Raw genomic sequence first — 14615 nt, 5'->3', positions numbered from 1 at the left:
GGCCCTCGACGGCCTGCTCGCCTGGGCCGACGAACGCCTCGGCGCGCCCCTGTCGGTCGACACCCTGGCCGCCCGCCTGGCCGTCTCGCCCCGCACCCTGGCCCGCCGCTTCGCCGACCGGCTGGGCACCAGCCCGGGCGCCTGGCTGCTCTCCCGCCGGCTGGCCGCGGCCCGCACCCTGCTGGAGGAGACCGACCTGCCCGTCGAGGCGATCGCCGCCCGCGTCGGCCTCACCTCCGCCGTCAACCTGCGCCGCCGCTTCCGCGCCCGCACCGGCACGACCCCCGGCGCCTACCGGCAGGCCTTCCGGGCCCCGTGAGCCGCCCGTCCGCCGCGTGACGTACGCGGTCGGGGCGGGGGCAATGCCACACGTCCGCGGTGCGAAACCGGCCGAAGCGGTCGTCCTCACCCGATCGAGTGGCCGCGCTGCCGCTTCCGCTGCCGGTGCCGGGCACGTCGGTAGCGTCGGTCCATGATCGTGGAGCCGTCAACAGCAGTGACGTATCGACGATTTGACTTATTGTCATAAAAGTAAAGAGGCATCGTCGCATGGCAGAGAAACGCCTGAGGTCCTGGGGCAACAACCGCTCCGGCCAGCTCGGGGACGGCACCTGGACCGACCTGCGCACCACGGCCACCGCCGTGCTCGGGCTGACCGGCTCCGAGGTGGTCAGGATCGCCGCGGGCGGCGCCGGCGCGAGCCTCGGCCACGGGCTCGCCCTGCTGGCGGACCGTACGGTGCAGTCCTGGGGCGTCAACGGCTCGGGCCAGCTCGGCAACGGCTCGATGTCCAGCCACAACGCGCCCGGCCGGGTGACCGACCTGCGCGACGTCACCGACATCGCCGCCGGCGGCCAGCACAGCCTCGCCCTGCTCGCCGACCGGAGCGTGGTGGCCTGGGGCCGCAACGAGCACGGCCAGCTCGGCAACGGGACGAACGCCGACAGCAGCCTCCCGGTGCGGGTCGCCGGCCTGAGCCGGGTCGTCGCGATCGCCGCGGGCCTGCACCACAGCCTCGCCCTGCGCGAGGACGGCACCGTGTGGGCCTGGGGATACAACTTCAACGGCCAGCTGGGAGACGGGACTTCGTCCAGCCGCAACGTCGCCGCGCCGGTCGTCGGCCTGACCGGGGTCAGCCGCATCGCCGCCGGGGCCGGCCACAACCTCGCCCTGGTCGGCAAGCCCGGCACCGGTGCCGCGGTGAAGGCCTGGGGCCACAACACCACCGGCCAGCTCGGCGACAACACCACCATCAACCGCCTCACCCCGGTCGCCACCAGGCCGACCTGGTCGGGCGGCGTCACCCACATCGCCGCGGGCTGCAACCACAGCTTCGCCGTGGTCGACGACGAGAACCGCCTCAAGGCCTGGGGGCAGAACACCTCCGGCCAGCTCGGCGACGGCACCACCGTCTTCCGGGTCCTGCCCGTCACCGTCCCCGGCATGGTGGGCGTCCGGCTGGTGGCCGCCGGCCGGGAGCACACCATGGCGCTGCTGGACGACCGCACCGTGCGCGCCTGGGGCAGCAACGGCTCCGGCCAGCTCGGCGACGGCAGCACCACCGACAGCACCACCCCGGTGGCCACCCTCACCGCGCTGACCGGCGTCGACGGGATCGCCGCCCCGGTCGGCGGCGACTTCAGCCTGGCGAACTGAGGCGCCCCAGCGGTGCCCGGCCGTCCCTCCTGCCACAATGCGGCGAGCTTTCCGTATCCGCCACAACGCATACAGTGAGGAAATCGTGTCGAAGGTCAAGCTGAGCACCAACCACGGCGACATCGTTCTCGAACTCAACGCGGACAAGGCCCCGGCGACGGTGGAGAACTTCCTCCAGTACGTCAGGGACGGCTTCTACGACGGCACGGTCTTCCACCGGGTCATCAGGGGCTTCATGGTCCAGGGCGGCGGACTGGAGCCCGGCATGAACCAGAAGAAGACCCGCGGGCCCATCCAGAACGAAGCCGACAACGGCCTGAAGAACACCAAGTACACCGTGGCGATGGCCCGCACCTCGGACCCGCACTCGGCCACCGCCCAGTTCTTCATCAACGCCTCCGACAACGCCTTCCTGAACCACAGCGGCAAGAACGTCCAGGGCTGGGGCTACACCGTCTTCGGCGAGGTCGTCGAGGGCCAGGCCGTCGTGGACGCCATCGAGGGCGTGGCCACCGGCTCCAAGTCCGGCCACCAGGACGTCCCCAAGGACGACGTGGTCCTGAAGCGCGCCGAGGTCGTCGAGTAGCACGGGCACGCGCGGGTGGTGGAGCGGGAAGCCGGGCCCGGCTTCCCGCTCACGCGGCGTACGGCGGACGAGGTGTCAGCAGGCGGCCACCGCGTAGACCCAGCCCCAGGGCGCGTGGGCGTCGGACACCGGGCCGCCCGGCGAGGTCCAGCCGAGGTTCCCGTTGACGTCGTAGAACTTCACCCGGTACTTCGACGGCTGGTTGTTGATCCAGGACCCGGTACCCGACCACGAGATCGCGTGCCTGACGCCGCAGTCGTAGAGGTTGAAGGACGGGCCCTCGAAGTTCTCGTACTGGTAGAAGCACGCGTAGCCCCGGTAACAGGGGTCCCCGAGGATCCCGGCCTCCCCGCCGTCCAGGTCGCGGGCGCGCTTCTCACCCGGCAGCGGGAGGAGCATGAAGCCCTTGCCGTCGAGGGCGATCTTGTTGGCACCGACCTGCGTGCCACCGGTGGCGGCCAGCTCGGCGTCGACCTGCCGCTGGAGCTCGGCGGCCCGGCCGCCGTCCAGCCCGGCGGCCCGGGCCTGCGCGGCGAACGGCGCGCGGTCCTGACCGGCGGTGCCGGCGGTGGCGGTGGCGGCGGTGGTCCCGAGCGCGAGGAGGGCCATCGTCAGCGCGGCGAACGCCTTGCCCGATGCCCGGCGGGTGCGGATGTGAGACATGGAAACGATCCTCCAGGTGTTGGCCTTGCCCGGCCGGAACCCCCGATCGGAACCGCTCGACGAGCCTCACGATCCGGGGGGTCCTTCTGGCACCAAGCCTGCCCGGAGGGCGGCAGCCGCAGCTTGTAGGAATGCGAACGGCCGTTTGCACACAAGAGGGAGGGGAATGTCCGCTTCACCCGCGCCCTGCCTGTCGACAGGAGTGCGGGGCGGGCCGGACCCCCGCCCGGGGCGCGGCGGCGGTGCGGGTCAGTCGCCGACGGCCGCCCGGTAGCCGGGGGCGTCGAGGAGCCGGCCGAACTCGGCCTTGTCCGACGGCCGGAGCTTGAGGATCCAGTACTCGTAGGGATCGTCGTTGATGAGCTCCGGGCTGTCGTTCAGCTCCTCGTTCACGGCGGTCACCTTGCCGCCCACCGGCGCGTAGAAGTCCGATGCGGCCTTGACCGACTCGATGACACCGGCGGGATCGCCGGCCCCGAAGACACGTCCGACCTCAGCCAGCTCCACGAACACGATGTCGCCGAGCGCCTTCTGGGCGTGATCGCTGATCCCGACCGTCACCGTGCCGTCCGCCTCCAGGCGTGCCCACTCGTGCGTCTCGGCGTACCGCAGCTCATCAGGGATGTGCGACATGTCCACTCCTCCGGGGTGTAGGTCATCAGCGGACTCAGCATGCCCCAGGCCGCCGGGAGGAGGCCGGAACGCCTCGACATCACTGGCGAATCGTCAATTTCACTTGACAGGCGTCCGCCGGGCGCCCAACCGGAGGAAAGGACTCAGGCCAGGCGCGCCACGGCCAGGGACAGCGCGCGGTCGAGCGCCGCATCGGCCTCGCACGGCACGTCGGGCAGGACGCCGGTGCCCTCCCAGTTGGTGCCCGAGACCGGGTTGACCGCGCGGGCGACGGGCACGCTCAGCTCCAGGTGCGGGTGCACCGTCCAGCCGTCGCGCGGGTGCGCGCCGCCCCGGGTGGCCTCCCCGACGACCTCGGCGCGCCCGAGCTGCTGGAGGTCGTAGGCGAGCTCCTCGCCCGCGGAGAAGGTGTTCCCGCTCGTCAGCACGTACAGCGGCTTGTCGGCGCCGAAGCGGGCACCCGGCACGAACGGGGGCGTCCAGGACTGCTCGGCCACCTCCCCCTGACGCGAGAGCAGGGTGTTGAGGTGGGTGCGGCCGTCGAGCAGGTAGCCGCAGACGAAGGCGACCGTGTCCGGATCGCCACCGGTGTTGCGGCGCAGGTCCAGGACGAGGGCGCGGGCCGGTGCCACCAGGGAGAGCGCCGCGGCCAGCGGCTGCGCCGCCCAGTCCAGCGGGAACATCTTGGGCGCGATCTCCAGCACCGCCACGCCGCCGTCGAGGAGCTCCACGCGCGGAACACCGCCGAGCCAGGCATCGAAGTCCCTGCGCATCGCGGCGAGTACCGCCGCGCCCCGCTCGGCCGGCACCGGCACGGCGTGGTACGTCAGGGCCAGGTGCAGGTCGCCGTTGACGGACCGCAGGTCCGCGGTGACCGCCTCCGCCAACTCCTGGGCGGATCCGGCCCGGTAGGCGCCCTCGGCACCGCGGCGCCGCAGCAGGGCCGCCAGCTGCCGGGCGGCGTCCGGGAAGACGTAGTGCTCGCCGACCAGCCCGGCGATCGACTCGACGACGGCGACGGTATCCAGGGCGGGTGACGATGTGGTGGAGGTCATGGGAGGGGAGTAGAGCAGCGGCTTGCCAAAGCGTCAACCGTACTTAACGCTTGATCGGGTGAGCCACCAACCGGACGAGGACGTCCAGCGGATCAGCACGCCCGCGCAGCACACCGCACTCGCCCACCCCATGCGCCAGCGCCTGCTCTTCGCCCTGGGCGCCCGGCCGTCGACGATCAGCCGGCTCGCCGCGCAGCTGGGGGCGAACAAGGGCAGCGTCTCCCACCACCTCAGGGTGCTGTGCGAGGCGGGGCTGGTCCAGGACGCGGGAACGCGACGGGTGCGCGGCGGCACCGAGAAGTACTACCGGCGGACCGCCGAGCGGCTCCTCGTCGCCGAACCGCGGGCCGAGGGCACGGCCGCGCTGCTCGGCGCCGTCGCCCAGGAGCTGGACCGCTCACCCGCCGGCCACCTCCTGACCCTGCGCCATCTCCGGCTCGGCCCGGCCAAGGCGGCGCGGCTCGCCGAGGCGCTGGCCGCACTGGTCGACGGGACGGAGGAGGACGCGGAGGGCGAGCCGGTGCACGGCCTCCTGGTGACGCTCTACCAGCAGGACGGGGCGGCGGGGCCGGTGGCGGTCCCGCGTCAGAAGTAGCCCTTCGAGCCGTCGAGGAGTTCCCGGACGATGTCGGCGTGCCCCGCGTGCCGCCCGGTCTCCTCGACGAGGTGGATCAGCATCCAGCGGAGGTTGGCGCCGGCGGAGCGGAAGCCGGTGTGGCGGCCGACGTCGTCCAGGGAGGCCGCCGCGACGATCTCGTTGCTGCGGGCGCACTGGGCCTCGTACTCCGCGAGCAGTTCGGCGAGGGGGCGGCCGCCGGTCTGCCAGTCGGCGTCCTCGCCGCCCGACTTGTCGAAGGACGGGTTCTGCTTCTCGTCGCCGCCGAGGAACAGCACCTCCAGCCAGAGGTGTTCGACCCAGCGCATGTGGGAGACGAGGCCGGCCATCGTCATCGCCGGTGAGGTCGGGAGGGTCGAGCGGTGCGCGTCCTCGTCACTCAGCCCCTCGCACTTCCAGCGCAGGATCTGCCGTTGCAGGTCCAGCCAGCCGATGAGTGCGGTGCGTTCGTCCGCCTGGAGCGGGGGGCGTTGAAGTTCCGGTGCCATGGGGGTGCAGGGTACCGAGGCCGTCCGGCGGGCGCACCCGATTAACGCGCGGGGGTGTGGCGGGCCGGGCCGGAGCGGGACGTCGGCCGGGCCGACGTCCCGCTCCGGAGCCGCTCGCCCAGGGACGGCTACTTCTCGATGGTGATGTTCCTGAAGCTGATCACGAAGGCGTCCGGGTCGTCGTCCTCGTCCAGGTGGTAGGTGGTGCTGGCCCAGGCGTCGGCGAGGCGGACGCGGCGGGACGCGGGGTCCGCCGGGTCGCCGGCGATCAGGACGACGTCCTGGTGGGTCGCGGTGTTCTCGACGTCCTCGGCCCACTGGGTGGTGGCTTCGTGGCGGTCGTCGCCGCGGGCGAGGAGCACGTCGCCCCACAGCGGTACGGGGGCCCTGACGCCGGTGGTGAGGAGGGCGTCGAGGTCGAGCTCGGAGCCGACGAGGGTGAGCTTGGTGACGGAGTCGAGTACTTCGGCCCGGTTGTCGCCGAGGTCGAGGTGGTACGTGGTCATGTCCGGATCTCCAGGTGGCGGCGTGGTCGGCGGGGTCAGTACAGCTCGGGGGAGGTGCGGACGGGGATCCTGACCTTGAGGACGGTGCCGTCGTCGAGGAAGAAGATCACGCGGGCGTTGTCGCCGGGGGTGATCAGGCGGGTCGGCTTCTCCAGCATGAGGTGGTACTGGCCCGGCACGAAGGCGAAGCCGCCCTTGGCGGAGAGGGTCACCTTGTCCAGCTTGACCATCTTGGAGCTCTCGCTGTCGGTGACGGTCTGGTAGATCGTGATGTTCTTGTAGTCGGGGCTCTTGATCTTGGTGATCTCGTACCGCTTGTCGGCGGAGTTGTCGAGCGTGATGTACCCCGCGGCCGGCAGCGCGTTCGGCAGCCAGCGGACCCAGGCGGACTTGTCCCTGACCTTCACGTCGGTAGTGACCGGAATCTTCATTGGTATGGCTCCCCTCGGTGGGGTCGTCCCTCGACCCGTGGCGCCAGCAGATCTTGCGGTTGATCCAAAGGCAAGGATGCTTGACGGAAGATCACCTGATGGAGTGACGAGTCATCAAATCACTTGTTGGAAAAGAGAAATACCCCTTGCTTCCCTCCTGGCGAGGGAGCGCAGGGGGTAGCAGGGGTCAAGGGCGCAGCTCGTGGTGGACGAGTCCGAAGCCCGCGCGGACGGGGACGAAGCCGGCCTTGGCGAGGACCCGCCCGGAGGCGCGGTCGGCCTCCCGGTGCTCGGCGAGCACCCGCGTCGCCGGGCGCCCGCTGGGCCGGGTCTGTCAATTCGGTCGTCCGGTCAGCGGGCTACCCAGTCCGGTGCCCACGCGTCGTGCGGGGTTCGCGGGCCTGCGGTGCGCAGATGGTCGCGTAGCGCGGTCAGCACGGGGTGCTGGTCTCCGCTGCGGAACAGCAGCACGTGCGGGTAGACCGGGGTCGGGTCGTGCAGCGGGATGCGCCGTAGGTCGTGGGTCTGGGGCCACAGGTACCGGTCCCCGCTGCCGACGAGGGTGGCCAGCGAGGCCGAGTCGGCCAGAGCGTCCATCAGGGCCTCGTCACCGAAGTTGGGGCCGAGCGCGTCGATGCTCAGGCCGAAGGCCTCGGACAGTGCCTGGTAGAACGCCGCCCACTCCGTGCTCGGCCTGATCCCGGGGATCCAGATGCGGTGACCGCCCAGGTCCGCAGGGCTGACCCAGGGCACGTCGGCCAGCGGGTGACCGGGGCCGACCAGGAGCTCCAGGGGTACGTCCAGGAGTCGTTCGGTGCTGATCCCGGCCGGGACCTGGTCTGCCGGCAGGGCACGGAAGGACGCGTCGACGGTCCCTTCGAGCACCGCCTGGACGGCCTGCTCGGCGTTTTCCTCGCTCAGCGTGACCGCGTCCAGGTCCGTCCCGGGGTGGGAGCGGTAGAACCGATAGACGGCCTGGGCCGGGGAGATGCGCCGATTGAGGACATCGACGCGCAAGGGACGGCTCCCGGGGCGCACGGCACGCTCGGCCTGCCCGACGGCCGTCAGGACTTTCCTGGCGTGCGGCAAGAAGACCTGCCCGTCCAGGCTCAACCGGGAGCCTCGGGACGTTCGCACCAGGAGCGTGACCCCGGTGTGCCTCTCCAGGGCCGCAATCCGTTTGGAGACCGCCTGCTGGCTGATCCCCAGTTCGTCGGCCGCGCCCTGGAACTGGCCGGTCTCGGCGACGGCGACGAACGTCCGCAGTGCTTCAACATCCATGCTTCCACCCTACTTTCACAACCATTGGTTGTGTCTGGTGTGGTGCAGGGTTGTTTGATCAAGTGTTCTGCGCGATGGTGAGATCAGCACATGTCCACCCGCACAGAGCAGGTCATGTATGTCCAGACGCCTGAATTCGCGCTTCATGCGGAACGGATCGCAGAAGTGACCGATGCGACGTCTCGACTGAACGTGCTTCCGTTCAGCGACAGCGAAGGCCGCGCGGAACTACTTTCTGTTGTGTTCGGCGGCCCGCTGCCGGAGTCGGTGGTGATCTACCCGCCGTTCTTCACCGAGCACGGGCTGAACACGACGTTCGGGGAAAACGTCTTCGTCAACCAGGGATGCACCTTCATGGACAAGGGAGGTATCCGTATCGGGAACGGCGTCATGATCGCCCCCAAGGTCAGCCTCGTCACCGGAGGCCATCCACTGCCCCTGGCCGAGCGCCGCGAGTACCTCTCCTTCGCCCCGATCGTCATCGGGGACGACGTCTGGATCGGGACGGCTGCCGTGATCACGCAGGGGGTGACCATCGGCGCCGGCGCGGTGGTCGCCGCCGGTGCGGTGGTCACGCGTGATGTCCCCGGCGGCACCGTGGTCGCGGGAGTGCCCGCCCGGGTGATCAAGACGATCGGCTGAGCCCGGCCGGGCCGCGCACGGCCCCGACCATGCCGCTCGGAGACCAGGCATGCTCCTCCCGCACGATCCGAGGGGTGCTCAAGGCCCGCGGGATCACCGCGGTCATCCCCGAACGGCGTGACCAGCAGGCGCACCGCCGCCACCGCGGTTCAGCACGCGGGCATCCGCCGAAGTTCGATCCGGTTCAGCCGAAGATGAGGCGGAAGACGTGGTTGTAGACGAAGAAGCCGCCGGGCTGGCCGGGGATCGGCTGGAGGTTGAAGGTGCCGGTGAACTGCAAGGGCTTGTCGTGGGCGCCGTCGATGACGAGGCTGCCGGTCACCGCGACCAGGACGCCGCCGCCCGTGGTCGGCTGGGAGTCGACGACGGTGATCCGGTGCTTGACGACCTTGAGTTCGGGCTTGGTGAGCTGGGTGAGGATGTTCTGCGTCCCCTGGAACTGCTGGCCTTCCCAGGTGAGCATCGACTCGGGGCGGTAGAGGCTCGCCAGGCCGGGCCGGGATCCGTAGGTGTCGAAGGTCGTGTAGTAGTGCTGGACGAACGAGTTCGCGATCGCGTTGAAATCCATGGACGGAACGTAGCCGTCCGATCGCGCCCGGCGCCCGGGTTGACCCGTCCTCGACACGCCCGGGCCGGTGGTGTGGTACACGGCGGGGCCCCGCCGGCCCGGGGAAGGGGGGCGGCGGGGCCGGCTGCTGGGCTCAGTGGGCGTCGGACGTCCTAGAAGAACCAGACGGAGAGGCGGGCCGTGTTCGGGGCGACGTCGCAGAAGTAGCTGACCGCCTCTCCGCGGGTGACGTAGGCCTTGCCGGCGGCCTCGCACGCGGCGCCGCTCGGGTACATGCCGACGTAGGTGTAGCCGGTCGTCCTGGTGGTGGACGCCTGGGCGGCGGGGGCGACCATCAGGCCGCCCGCGACCGTGAGCAGTCCGGCCAGGGCCATGGTGGAAACCGTCTTGCGCAGTGCCATGTCGGTGTCTTCCTCCCTTGGGCGAGAACGCCGGAGTCCGCTTCCCGGCGTTCGGCTGGGAGCCTTCCGGAATCCCGGATTCGCGGCAATGGTAGAGACCAATTTGGCAGAAAACAGCTGGTCGCCAGGGGTGGACGTGAGCCCGGGGGCCCGTCAAAGCAGCGGCCTTGCAGCGGAGTCGGCGGAGGAGATCCGGTGGGCGGAAGCCTCACGTCCACCCGATTCGACGGCGCACGCCGACCCGCCCACCCGCTTCCACGGACGCTCCGGTCGCGGCCGCCCGTGTACATCCCGCGCCGTCAAAAGCCGGGGCTCCGCACGAATCGGCCGGACGGCCGCGAGCCGGTGCGCGGCCCGTCCCGCGCTTGATCTGGACGACCGTCCAGGGCCATCGTCCACATCGGTCGTACGGACGGATCCACAGCACTGGAGCGTGTGATGGGTCATTCCCTGCCGGTGACCCTGACCGGGGCGTTCCTGGCCTGGGAGGCCCTGCTGCTGATTCCCGTGGTCCCGGGGAAACCGGTCGACACCAGGGACTTCTCCGAGCTTCCCCGCCGGCAGTACAACGCGTTCGACGTCTTCCTCACCACCCTCGGGCTCGCCGGCTTCGTGGTGGACGGCTTCCTGCTACAGCGGATGCCCGACCCGGAGCTCGATCCGGCGCCGCTGGGGGAGGGGCTGGTCGCCCTGGTCGGGCACCACCTGGAGTGACTCCCGTGCTGCCCGGCCCTCGTGAAGGGCCGGGCGGCTTCGCGCCCTTCGGCAGGATCGTCAGCGTGCTGCGGGGCGAGGGGAGTTGTGGCTGTCGAACTTGCCGGTGCGGATGGCGGTGACGAAGGCCTGCCAGGCGGGGGAGGAGAAGGCGAGGGCCGGGCCCGAGGGGTCCTTGGAGTCGCGCACGGGCATGACGCCGACGAAGCCGTCGGCTACCTCGATGCACTGGCCGGCGTTCCCGCCACTGTACGAACTCTTCCGCCAGGAAGCCTCAGTCAGGTCGACATCCACTCCAGGTCCCTCCTTGTCGAACGGATGAAAGCCAGCGATTCGGTCTGGCCAAGGGCCTCGACCGCAAGCCGATCGTAGCTCCTGGTCAATGTGGCAGCCGACTTGGTATCGCGGTCGATGTAGCCTCGCTGCTCGATCTCGCCGTATACGAGAATCCTGCGGGTCGGCATGGTAAGGAGGTGCACCGTGTGAGTGAGCGGCCGGTTCTCGCCCAGGGTGTAGGGCGCCACCTGGATGATCACATTCGGGAGTTCGGCCAACTCTTCAAGACGGAGCAACTGTTCGACCATGACGTCCCGTCCGCCGATGATCCGCCTGAGGCAGCCTTCGTCCAGCACCACGTGGATGACCGGGGGCGGGGTGCGCTCGATGACTTTCTGGCGGTTGATCCTGAATGAGATGTGCTCCTCGGCTTCTTCCATGGTTGCGTGACCCTGCCTGACGTAACCCATGGTGACTGCGGTTGTGTACGCCAGGGTCTGCACGAGTCCCGGGATGATGTCGATCTCGAAGATCCTGATCTGCTCCGCGAGCGCCTCGTAGCGCGCGTACTCCGGAAACCCCTCCAGGATCGCCGCGTTCTTCAGCTGGTACCACATCAGCAGCAGGGTGCCGCCGGTCTCCAGTACCTCGTCCGCCAGTTCGGCGAGCTTGCGGGTCGGGGGCCGGTGGGCAAGTTCGACGTAGGACAGGTGCGACGGCGAGCACCCGATGAGCGGGGCCAGCTCCTCCTGGCGGAGGCCCCTGGCCTCTCGCGACTTGCGGAGTTGGATCCCGAAGGGCGCCCAGGGGCTGGACTCGGGGTCAATCTGCTTCTTGTTCATGGCGGTTCTCAACTTCCAGCAAGCCCGGAGGCAAGTAGCAGGCCGCTTTCCATGCTAGGTGACCTTGCTCCAGCATGTACACAGAACGTGAAACTCCGATCGCAGAGAGTTCATTCCCATGCCCCAAGACCAAGCCCCGCGCCTCCTGGGCTACGGCGTCCGGTTCGATGTCGAGGCCGACCGCTACCGGGTCCGCAACGAGATGACGGGGGAGTGGCTGCGCCGGCCCGACGGTGAGTTGGCCACCTTCGTCTTCTTCGGTGACGCCTACAGTGCCTGGCGCGGCTTCGAGGTCCACAAGCGCCCCGGGGAGAAGTGAAGATGTCCTCCACTCTCTCCCGCGCCACCGCCGAGCAGCGCCGTCAGGCGGCCGACGTGCTGGACGACCTCACCACCGTCCTCGCCCTCGGCGGCGTCCGGCCCCCCACCCTCGAAGTCGACTGGCACACCGGCCGCCTGACGTGCAGCTACCTGCTCCACCTCACCGCCCGCCCCGCCGACCTCCTGCGCGTGGTCGACCTGCTGCGCAAGGGCCTGCGCCACGAGCGCCTCACGCACGACGACTGAAAGCAGCCGCCCCCCATGCAAGACCCCCGACTCCTGGCCAAGCCCCCCGTCTGCCGGCTCGGCTGCCTCGTCCTGATCCGCAACCCCCGCGGCGACGTCCTCCTCGTAGACCCCGACTACATGGACGGCATGATCCTGCCCGGCGGATCCGCCCGCCCCAACGAGCCCCCGCACCTCGCCGCCGCCCGCCACCTCCACGCCGAGACCGGGCTGATCGCCCGTCTCACCGACATCCTCGCCGTCGACTTCACCCCCGCCGACCGCTACCTGGAACGCCTCAACCTCGTCTTCGACGGCGGCACCGTCCCCGACACCGCCCAGGTCACCGTCCCGCCCCGGCACCGCAGCGGACTGCTCGGCGCCCGCTTCGTCCCCGCCCCGGACCTGCCGGACTTCATGGCCCCCTCCCAGGCCGCCCGCGCCGCCGAAGCCCTCGCCAGCCGTACTCTCCCTGTTCTCCTCCACGGCCAACGCGCCGCCTGAACACACACCTCGGGCCCGGCACGGGAAGTCCGCGCCGGGCCGAGGAGTTCGCGCCGGGTCAGTCCAGGGCCAGGAAGCTGCCGACGTTCTCGTCCGGCCGGAACTCGCCCGGCCCCAGGGGGTTGAGGATCTTCGTCTGGCAGTTGCCGTCGGGGAACAGCAGGATGGTGCCGCTGGTCCGGTTGGCGATCGCGGTGTCGGCGCCGAGGCCGGGGTAGCACTGGCCGCCCTGCGGGTCCCGGGCCTGCTTGAAGGTGCTGCCGTTCTCCTGGATCACGACGCCGGGGGCCGCCGAGGCCGCCGAGACGTTGACCAGGGACAGGATGAGGGCGCCGGCGGTGACCACGAGGGCCGCGCGCGGGCTGAAGCGCATACGCATGGTGGACTCCCGTACTGGGGTTCGCAGATGGGGTGCGTTGCCGGGAGCCCCGAGGCCCCGAACCGGTGGGCACCTCGTCGCCCCCGACGGCTGGTCTGCCCGGGGCGGGAACCGGCCTCCCCTGTGGGCCCGGTGGTTCACCCGAAAGAGATTCGCATACTTACCGATTTGCTGTTTCCACAGGCCGGGGCCGGACCTGCTCGGCCGGGCGTGACATCACGGGGCCTCGATATCGAACGGGCATTCACACTGTGTGAGTGTCATGTTACGCAGAGGCTAGGGTGGGCCGACGACGCTTGGTCCGGGTGGGATGGAGATCTGCATGAAGGTGTACAAGGACGTCTTCAACGGCGACGAGTTGCTGTCGGACTCGGTCCCGATCAAGGAAGACGGCATCTGCTACGTCGCCGAGGGCAAGTACGTCACGCGCAACACGGCCGTGGTGATCGACACCGGCGCCAGTGGTGGCGAGGAGGACGGCGAGGAGGCCGGTGAGGTGGGCGATTCGGCCGCCGTCACGGTCCTCAACGTCGTTGACGCGCACCGTCTCGTCGAGACGGCGTACGACGCGAAGAACTACACCGGCCACATCAAGGCGTACCTGAAGAGGCTGTCGGAGAAGGTGCCCGCGGACGAGCGGTCCGCATGGCAGCAGCAGGCGCAGGAGTGGGTCAAGGGGGTACTCGCCGACTTCGGGAGCTACCGGTTCTTCACCGGCGAGACCATGGACCCCGAGGCCATGGTCGTTCTCCTGAAGGTCGGTGAGGACGGGACCACTCCGTTCCTGTACTACGTCCGCCAGGGGCTCAGGGTCGAGGAGTACTGACGCCACCGGTTCGGCCTGGCACTCCTCGGCCCGGCGCGGAATCCCGCGCCGGGCCGAGGAGTTCCCTCAGCCTCCGCATCTCATCGAAGAGGCACGCTCTCGGACCCACCGGAGGCGAGCCGCCACCCGCCGAGGGCCAGGTCGAGCGTCGCCGCGTAGCCGGGCTGCTCCGGCGGCTGTTCGCCGAGGCGCCACGGCCGCGGCAGGGCCGACAGTCCGACCGTCACCGTGGTGCCGGACACCTTCCTGACGGATCCGACCCAGTGCGGGCTCTCGGCGATCAGCCGCCGCGGCAGCGCCTCGTCCGGCTCCGGGACCTCCACCGGCGCGGCGTGGCCGGCCCCGATCAGGGCAGACCCGGCCAGCAGGGCCAGCAGCCGGGCGAGGAGTGCCGGGGGCACCGCCGGATCCGTCGACTCCGCCATCAGGTAGCAGTCGTCGTGCCCGGAGTACCAGAAGCGCGAACCGCCGAGGCGGGGGAGGACCGGCTCGCCGGCGACCACGGCCGCGCCGACGGCCAGGTCGAGCGCGTCGAGCTGCGCCGCGGTGGTGCCCGCCGGAACGTCGACCAGCGACAGCTCGTACGGCGCCCAGCCGCCGCCGAGGAACCGGGGCAGGTCGTCCCGGCGCATCATCAGGAGCTCCTCGCCGAGGTCCATCGATCCCGGGGCCCGGCCCCCGACCGCGCGGGCGGTGCAGTCCACGCCCCGCTGCGCCGCGATCCGGGACGGCGGCCACGGCCGGTTGTCCTTGTCGAAGAGGCTGTTCGATTCGAGGTTCAGGACGACGACCGTGTCGTTCGCCGTGCGGGTGAACACGTCGATCAGCTCCCAGGCCCGGGCGGCCGCCCCGCTCACCGTCCACGAGCCTTCGGCCTCACCGACGCTGAAGCTCAGCGGGAACGGCAGCCGCTCCACCCCGACACGGTTGGCGCCGAACGCCCCGTGGCTCTCCACCGTGATCACTGCCGTACCCCCTGGATGAACCCGCCCACACCCCGAC

23 protein-coding genes are annotated in these 14615 nt (G+C 70.4%); 10 read left to right on the top strand and 13 right to left on the bottom strand.

Annotation, left to right across the window (positions count from 1 at the left end; genetic code table 11):
- From BU198_RS04370 to BU198_RS04360, 3 genes are all read left to right on the top strand, one after another.
- A partial coding sequence (locus tag BU198_RS04370; RefSeq protein ID WP_188295493.1) for a helix-turn-helix domain-containing protein occupies positions 1–319 on the top strand: 319 nt, incomplete at its 5' end.
- Positions 320–549: 230 nt separating this feature from the next.
- Positions 550–1656 carry an RCC1 domain-containing protein gene (locus tag BU198_RS04365; RefSeq protein WP_188295492.1) on the top strand — a complete coding sequence of 369 codons (1107 nt, stop codon included), beginning with the start codon at positions 550–552 and terminating at the stop codon, positions 1654–1656.
- 85 nt (positions 1657–1741) lie between these two features.
- Positions 1742–2242: a peptidylprolyl isomerase gene (locus BU198_RS04360; RefSeq protein ID WP_188295491.1), complete on the top strand. Its 501-nt coding sequence runs from the start codon at positions 1742–1744 to the stop codon at positions 2240–2242.
- A 75-nt stretch (positions 2243–2317) separates the two neighbouring features.
- Here the strand turns inward: BU198_RS04360 and BU198_RS04355 are convergent, their stop codons facing one another.
- The 3 genes from BU198_RS04355 to BU198_RS04345 form a co-directional block, all read right to left on the bottom strand.
- Entirely contained in the window at positions 2318–2905 is a 588-nt protein-coding gene (locus tag BU198_RS04355; RefSeq protein ID WP_188295490.1) for a hypothetical protein, read from the bottom strand.
- A gap of 249 nt (positions 2906–3154) precedes the next feature.
- Positions 3155–3538: a glycine cleavage system protein GcvH gene (gcvH, locus tag BU198_RS04350; protein ID WP_188295489.1), complete on the bottom strand. Its 384-nt coding sequence runs from the start codon at positions 3536–3538 to the stop codon at positions 3155–3157.
- Between the two features lie 143 nt (positions 3539–3681).
- A complete protein-coding gene (locus BU198_RS04345) occupies positions 3682–4593 on the bottom strand; it encodes a S41 family peptidase (RefSeq protein ID WP_188295488.1) in 912 nt (303 codons plus the stop codon).
- A 58-nt stretch (positions 4594–4651) separates the two neighbouring features.
- On the opposite strand from BU198_RS04345, the gene BU198_RS04340 reads away from it, so the two are divergent.
- Positions 4652–5188 (top strand): winged helix-turn-helix domain-containing protein, encoded by a 537-nt coding sequence (locus BU198_RS04340; protein ID WP_317619957.1) that lies wholly within the window; start codon positions 4652–4654, stop codon positions 5186–5188.
- Here BU198_RS04340 and BU198_RS04335 read toward each other — a convergent pair.
- The 4 genes from BU198_RS04335 to BU198_RS04320 form a co-directional block, all read right to left on the bottom strand.
- On the bottom strand, positions 5179–5697 hold the full coding sequence (locus BU198_RS04335; protein WP_188295487.1) for a DinB family protein: 519 nt from the start codon (positions 5695–5697) through the stop codon (positions 5179–5181). The two genes, BU198_RS04340 and BU198_RS04335, sit on opposite strands and share 10 nt — an antisense overlap.
- 128 nt (positions 5698–5825) lie before the next feature.
- Complete coding sequence (locus tag BU198_RS04330) at positions 5826–6203, bottom strand: hypothetical protein (RefSeq protein WP_188295486.1); 378 nt, start codon at positions 6201–6203, stop codon at positions 5826–5828.
- Positions 6204–6238: 35 nt separating this feature from the next.
- Positions 6239–6634, bottom strand: a complete 396-nt coding sequence (locus BU198_RS04325) for a copper chaperone PCu(A)C (RefSeq protein WP_188295485.1) — start codon at positions 6632–6634, stop codon at positions 6239–6241.
- A gap of 351 nt (positions 6635–6985) precedes the next feature.
- Positions 6986–7915 carry a LysR family transcriptional regulator gene (locus BU198_RS04320; protein WP_188295484.1) on the bottom strand — a complete coding sequence of 310 codons (930 nt, stop codon included), beginning with the start codon at positions 7913–7915 and terminating at the stop codon, positions 6986–6988.
- Between the two features lie 114 nt (positions 7916–8029).
- On the opposite strand from BU198_RS04320, the gene BU198_RS04315 reads away from it, so the two are divergent.
- Positions 8030–8557 (top strand): DapH/DapD/GlmU-related protein, encoded by a 528-nt coding sequence (locus tag BU198_RS04315; RefSeq protein WP_188295494.1) that lies wholly within the window; start codon positions 8030–8032, stop codon positions 8555–8557.
- 184 nt (positions 8558–8741) lie between these two features.
- On the opposite strand, the gene BU198_RS04310 is transcribed toward BU198_RS04315, so the two are convergent.
- Complete coding sequence (locus BU198_RS04310) at positions 8742–9125, bottom strand: nuclear transport factor 2 family protein (protein ID WP_188295483.1); 384 nt, start codon at positions 9123–9125, stop codon at positions 8742–8744.
- Between the two features lie 152 nt (positions 9126–9277).
- Positions 9278–9526, bottom strand: coding sequence for a hypothetical protein (locus BU198_RS04305; protein WP_188295482.1), 249 nt, complete (start codon positions 9524–9526; stop codon positions 9278–9280).
- Between the two features lie 438 nt (positions 9527–9964).
- On the opposite strand from BU198_RS04305, the gene BU198_RS04300 reads away from it, so the two are divergent.
- The gene (locus tag BU198_RS04300; RefSeq protein ID WP_188295481.1) at positions 9965–10240 is read left to right on the top strand and encodes a hypothetical protein; all 276 of its coding nucleotides are present in this window, start codon (positions 9965–9967) and stop codon (positions 10238–10240) included.
- 60 nt (positions 10241–10300) lie between these two features.
- Here BU198_RS04300 and BU198_RS04295 read toward each other — a convergent pair whose 3' ends face one another.
- Positions 10301–10534 (bottom strand): DUF397 domain-containing protein, encoded by a 234-nt coding sequence (locus tag BU198_RS04295; RefSeq protein WP_188295480.1) that lies wholly within the window; start codon positions 10532–10534, stop codon positions 10301–10303.
- A complete protein-coding gene (locus tag BU198_RS04290; protein WP_188295479.1) occupies positions 10519–11358 on the bottom strand; it encodes a helix-turn-helix transcriptional regulator in 840 nt (279 codons plus the stop codon). The genes BU198_RS04295 and BU198_RS04290 overlap by 16 nt, the downstream gene beginning before the upstream one ends.
- 118 nt (positions 11359–11476) lie before the next feature.
- On the opposite strand from BU198_RS04290, the gene BU198_RS04285 reads away from it, so the two are divergent.
- From BU198_RS04285 to BU198_RS04275, 3 genes are read left to right on the top strand one after another with little or no spacing between them, the layout of a single operon-like run.
- Complete coding sequence (locus BU198_RS04285; RefSeq protein WP_188295478.1) at positions 11477–11677, top strand: hypothetical protein; 201 nt, start codon at positions 11477–11479, stop codon at positions 11675–11677.
- 2 nt (positions 11678–11679) lie between these two features.
- Entirely contained in the window at positions 11680–11925 is a 246-nt protein-coding gene (locus BU198_RS04280) for a hypothetical protein (RefSeq protein ID WP_188295477.1), read from the top strand.
- A 15-nt stretch (positions 11926–11940) separates the two neighbouring features.
- On the top strand, positions 11941–12408 hold the full coding sequence (locus tag BU198_RS04275; protein WP_188295476.1) for an NUDIX domain-containing protein: 468 nt from the start codon (positions 11941–11943) through the stop codon (positions 12406–12408).
- 58 nt (positions 12409–12466) lie between these two features.
- On the opposite strand, the gene BU198_RS04270 is transcribed toward BU198_RS04275, so the two are convergent.
- Positions 12467–12787 carry a hypothetical protein gene (locus BU198_RS04270; protein ID WP_188295475.1) on the bottom strand — a complete coding sequence of 107 codons (321 nt, stop codon included), beginning with the start codon at positions 12785–12787 and terminating at the stop codon, positions 12467–12469.
- Between the two features lie 322 nt (positions 12788–13109).
- On the opposite strand from BU198_RS04270, the gene BU198_RS04265 reads away from it, so the two are divergent.
- The gene (locus BU198_RS04265; RefSeq protein ID WP_188295474.1) at positions 13110–13613 is read left to right on the top strand and encodes a translationally-controlled tumor protein; all 504 of its coding nucleotides are present in this window, start codon (positions 13110–13112) and stop codon (positions 13611–13613) included.
- 80 nt (positions 13614–13693) lie between these two features.
- On the opposite strand, the gene BU198_RS04260 is transcribed toward BU198_RS04265, so the two are convergent.
- Complete coding sequence (locus BU198_RS04260) at positions 13694–14578, bottom strand: hypothetical protein (protein WP_188295473.1); 885 nt, start codon at positions 14576–14578, stop codon at positions 13694–13696.
- Between the last annotated feature and the right edge of the window lie 37 nt (positions 14579–14615).

The organism is Streptomyces sp. CBMA156, from assembly GCF_014596515.1.
Taxonomy (GTDB): Bacteria; Actinomycetota; Actinomycetes; order Streptomycetales; family Streptomycetaceae; genus Kitasatospora.
Note: the sequence above shows the minus strand (reverse complement) of the source record. Positions and strands in the feature narration are given on the sequence as shown.

Bases quoted from the DNA above. Each gene is read 5' to 3' on its own strand.
- BU198_RS04275 (WP_188295476.1), top strand. From the start codon at position 11,941: ATGCAAGACCCCCGACTCCTGGCCAAGCCCCCCGTCTGCCGGCTCGGC.
- BU198_RS04285 (WP_188295478.1), top strand. From the start codon at position 11,477: ATGCCCCAAGACCAAGCCCCGCGCCTCCTGGGCTACGGCGTCCGGTTC.
- BU198_RS04335 (WP_188295487.1), bottom strand. From the start codon at position 5,697: ATGGCACCGGAACTTCAACGCCCCCCGCTCCAGGCGGACGAACGCACC.
- BU198_RS04325 (WP_188295485.1), bottom strand. From the start codon at position 6,634: ATGAAGATTCCGGTCACTACCGACGTGAAGGTCAGGGACAAGTCCGCC.
- BU198_RS04315 (WP_188295494.1), top strand. From the start codon at position 8,030: ATGTATGTCCAGACGCCTGAATTCGCGCTTCATGCGGAACGGATCGCA.
- BU198_RS04305 (WP_188295482.1), bottom strand. From the start codon at position 9,526: ATGGCACTGCGCAAGACGGTTTCCACCATGGCCCTGGCCGGACTGCTC.
- BU198_RS04300 (WP_188295481.1), top strand. From the start codon at position 9,965: ATGGGTCATTCCCTGCCGGTGACCCTGACCGGGGCGTTCCTGGCCTGG.
- gcvH (WP_188295489.1), bottom strand. From the start codon at position 3,538: ATGTCGCACATCCCTGATGAGCTGCGGTACGCCGAGACGCACGAGTGG.
- BU198_RS04330 (WP_188295486.1), bottom strand. From the start codon at position 6,203: ATGACCACGTACCACCTCGACCTCGGCGACAACCGGGCCGAAGTACTC.
- BU198_RS04290 (WP_188295479.1), bottom strand. From the start codon at position 11,358: ATGAACAAGAAGCAGATTGACCCCGAGTCCAGCCCCTGGGCGCCCTTC.
- BU198_RS04320 (WP_188295484.1), bottom strand. From the start codon at position 7,915: ATGGATGTTGAAGCACTGCGGACGTTCGTCGCCGTCGCCGAGACCGGC.
- BU198_RS04280 (WP_188295477.1), top strand. From the start codon at position 11,680: ATGTCCTCCACTCTCTCCCGCGCCACCGCCGAGCAGCGCCGTCAGGCG.
- BU198_RS04265 (WP_188295474.1), top strand. From the start codon at position 13,110: ATGAAGGTGTACAAGGACGTCTTCAACGGCGACGAGTTGCTGTCGGAC.
- BU198_RS04270 (WP_188295475.1), bottom strand. From the start codon at position 12,787: ATGCGTATGCGCTTCAGCCCGCGCGCGGCCCTCGTGGTCACCGCCGGC.
- BU198_RS04310 (WP_188295483.1), bottom strand. From the start codon at position 9,125: ATGGATTTCAACGCGATCGCGAACTCGTTCGTCCAGCACTACTACACG.
- BU198_RS04365 (WP_188295492.1), top strand. From the start codon at position 550: ATGGCAGAGAAACGCCTGAGGTCCTGGGGCAACAACCGCTCCGGCCAG.
- BU198_RS04355 (WP_188295490.1), bottom strand. From the start codon at position 2,905: ATGTCTCACATCCGCACCCGCCGGGCATCGGGCAAGGCGTTCGCCGCG.
- BU198_RS04345 (WP_188295488.1), bottom strand. From the start codon at position 4,593: ATGACCTCCACCACATCGTCACCCGCCCTGGATACCGTCGCCGTCGTC.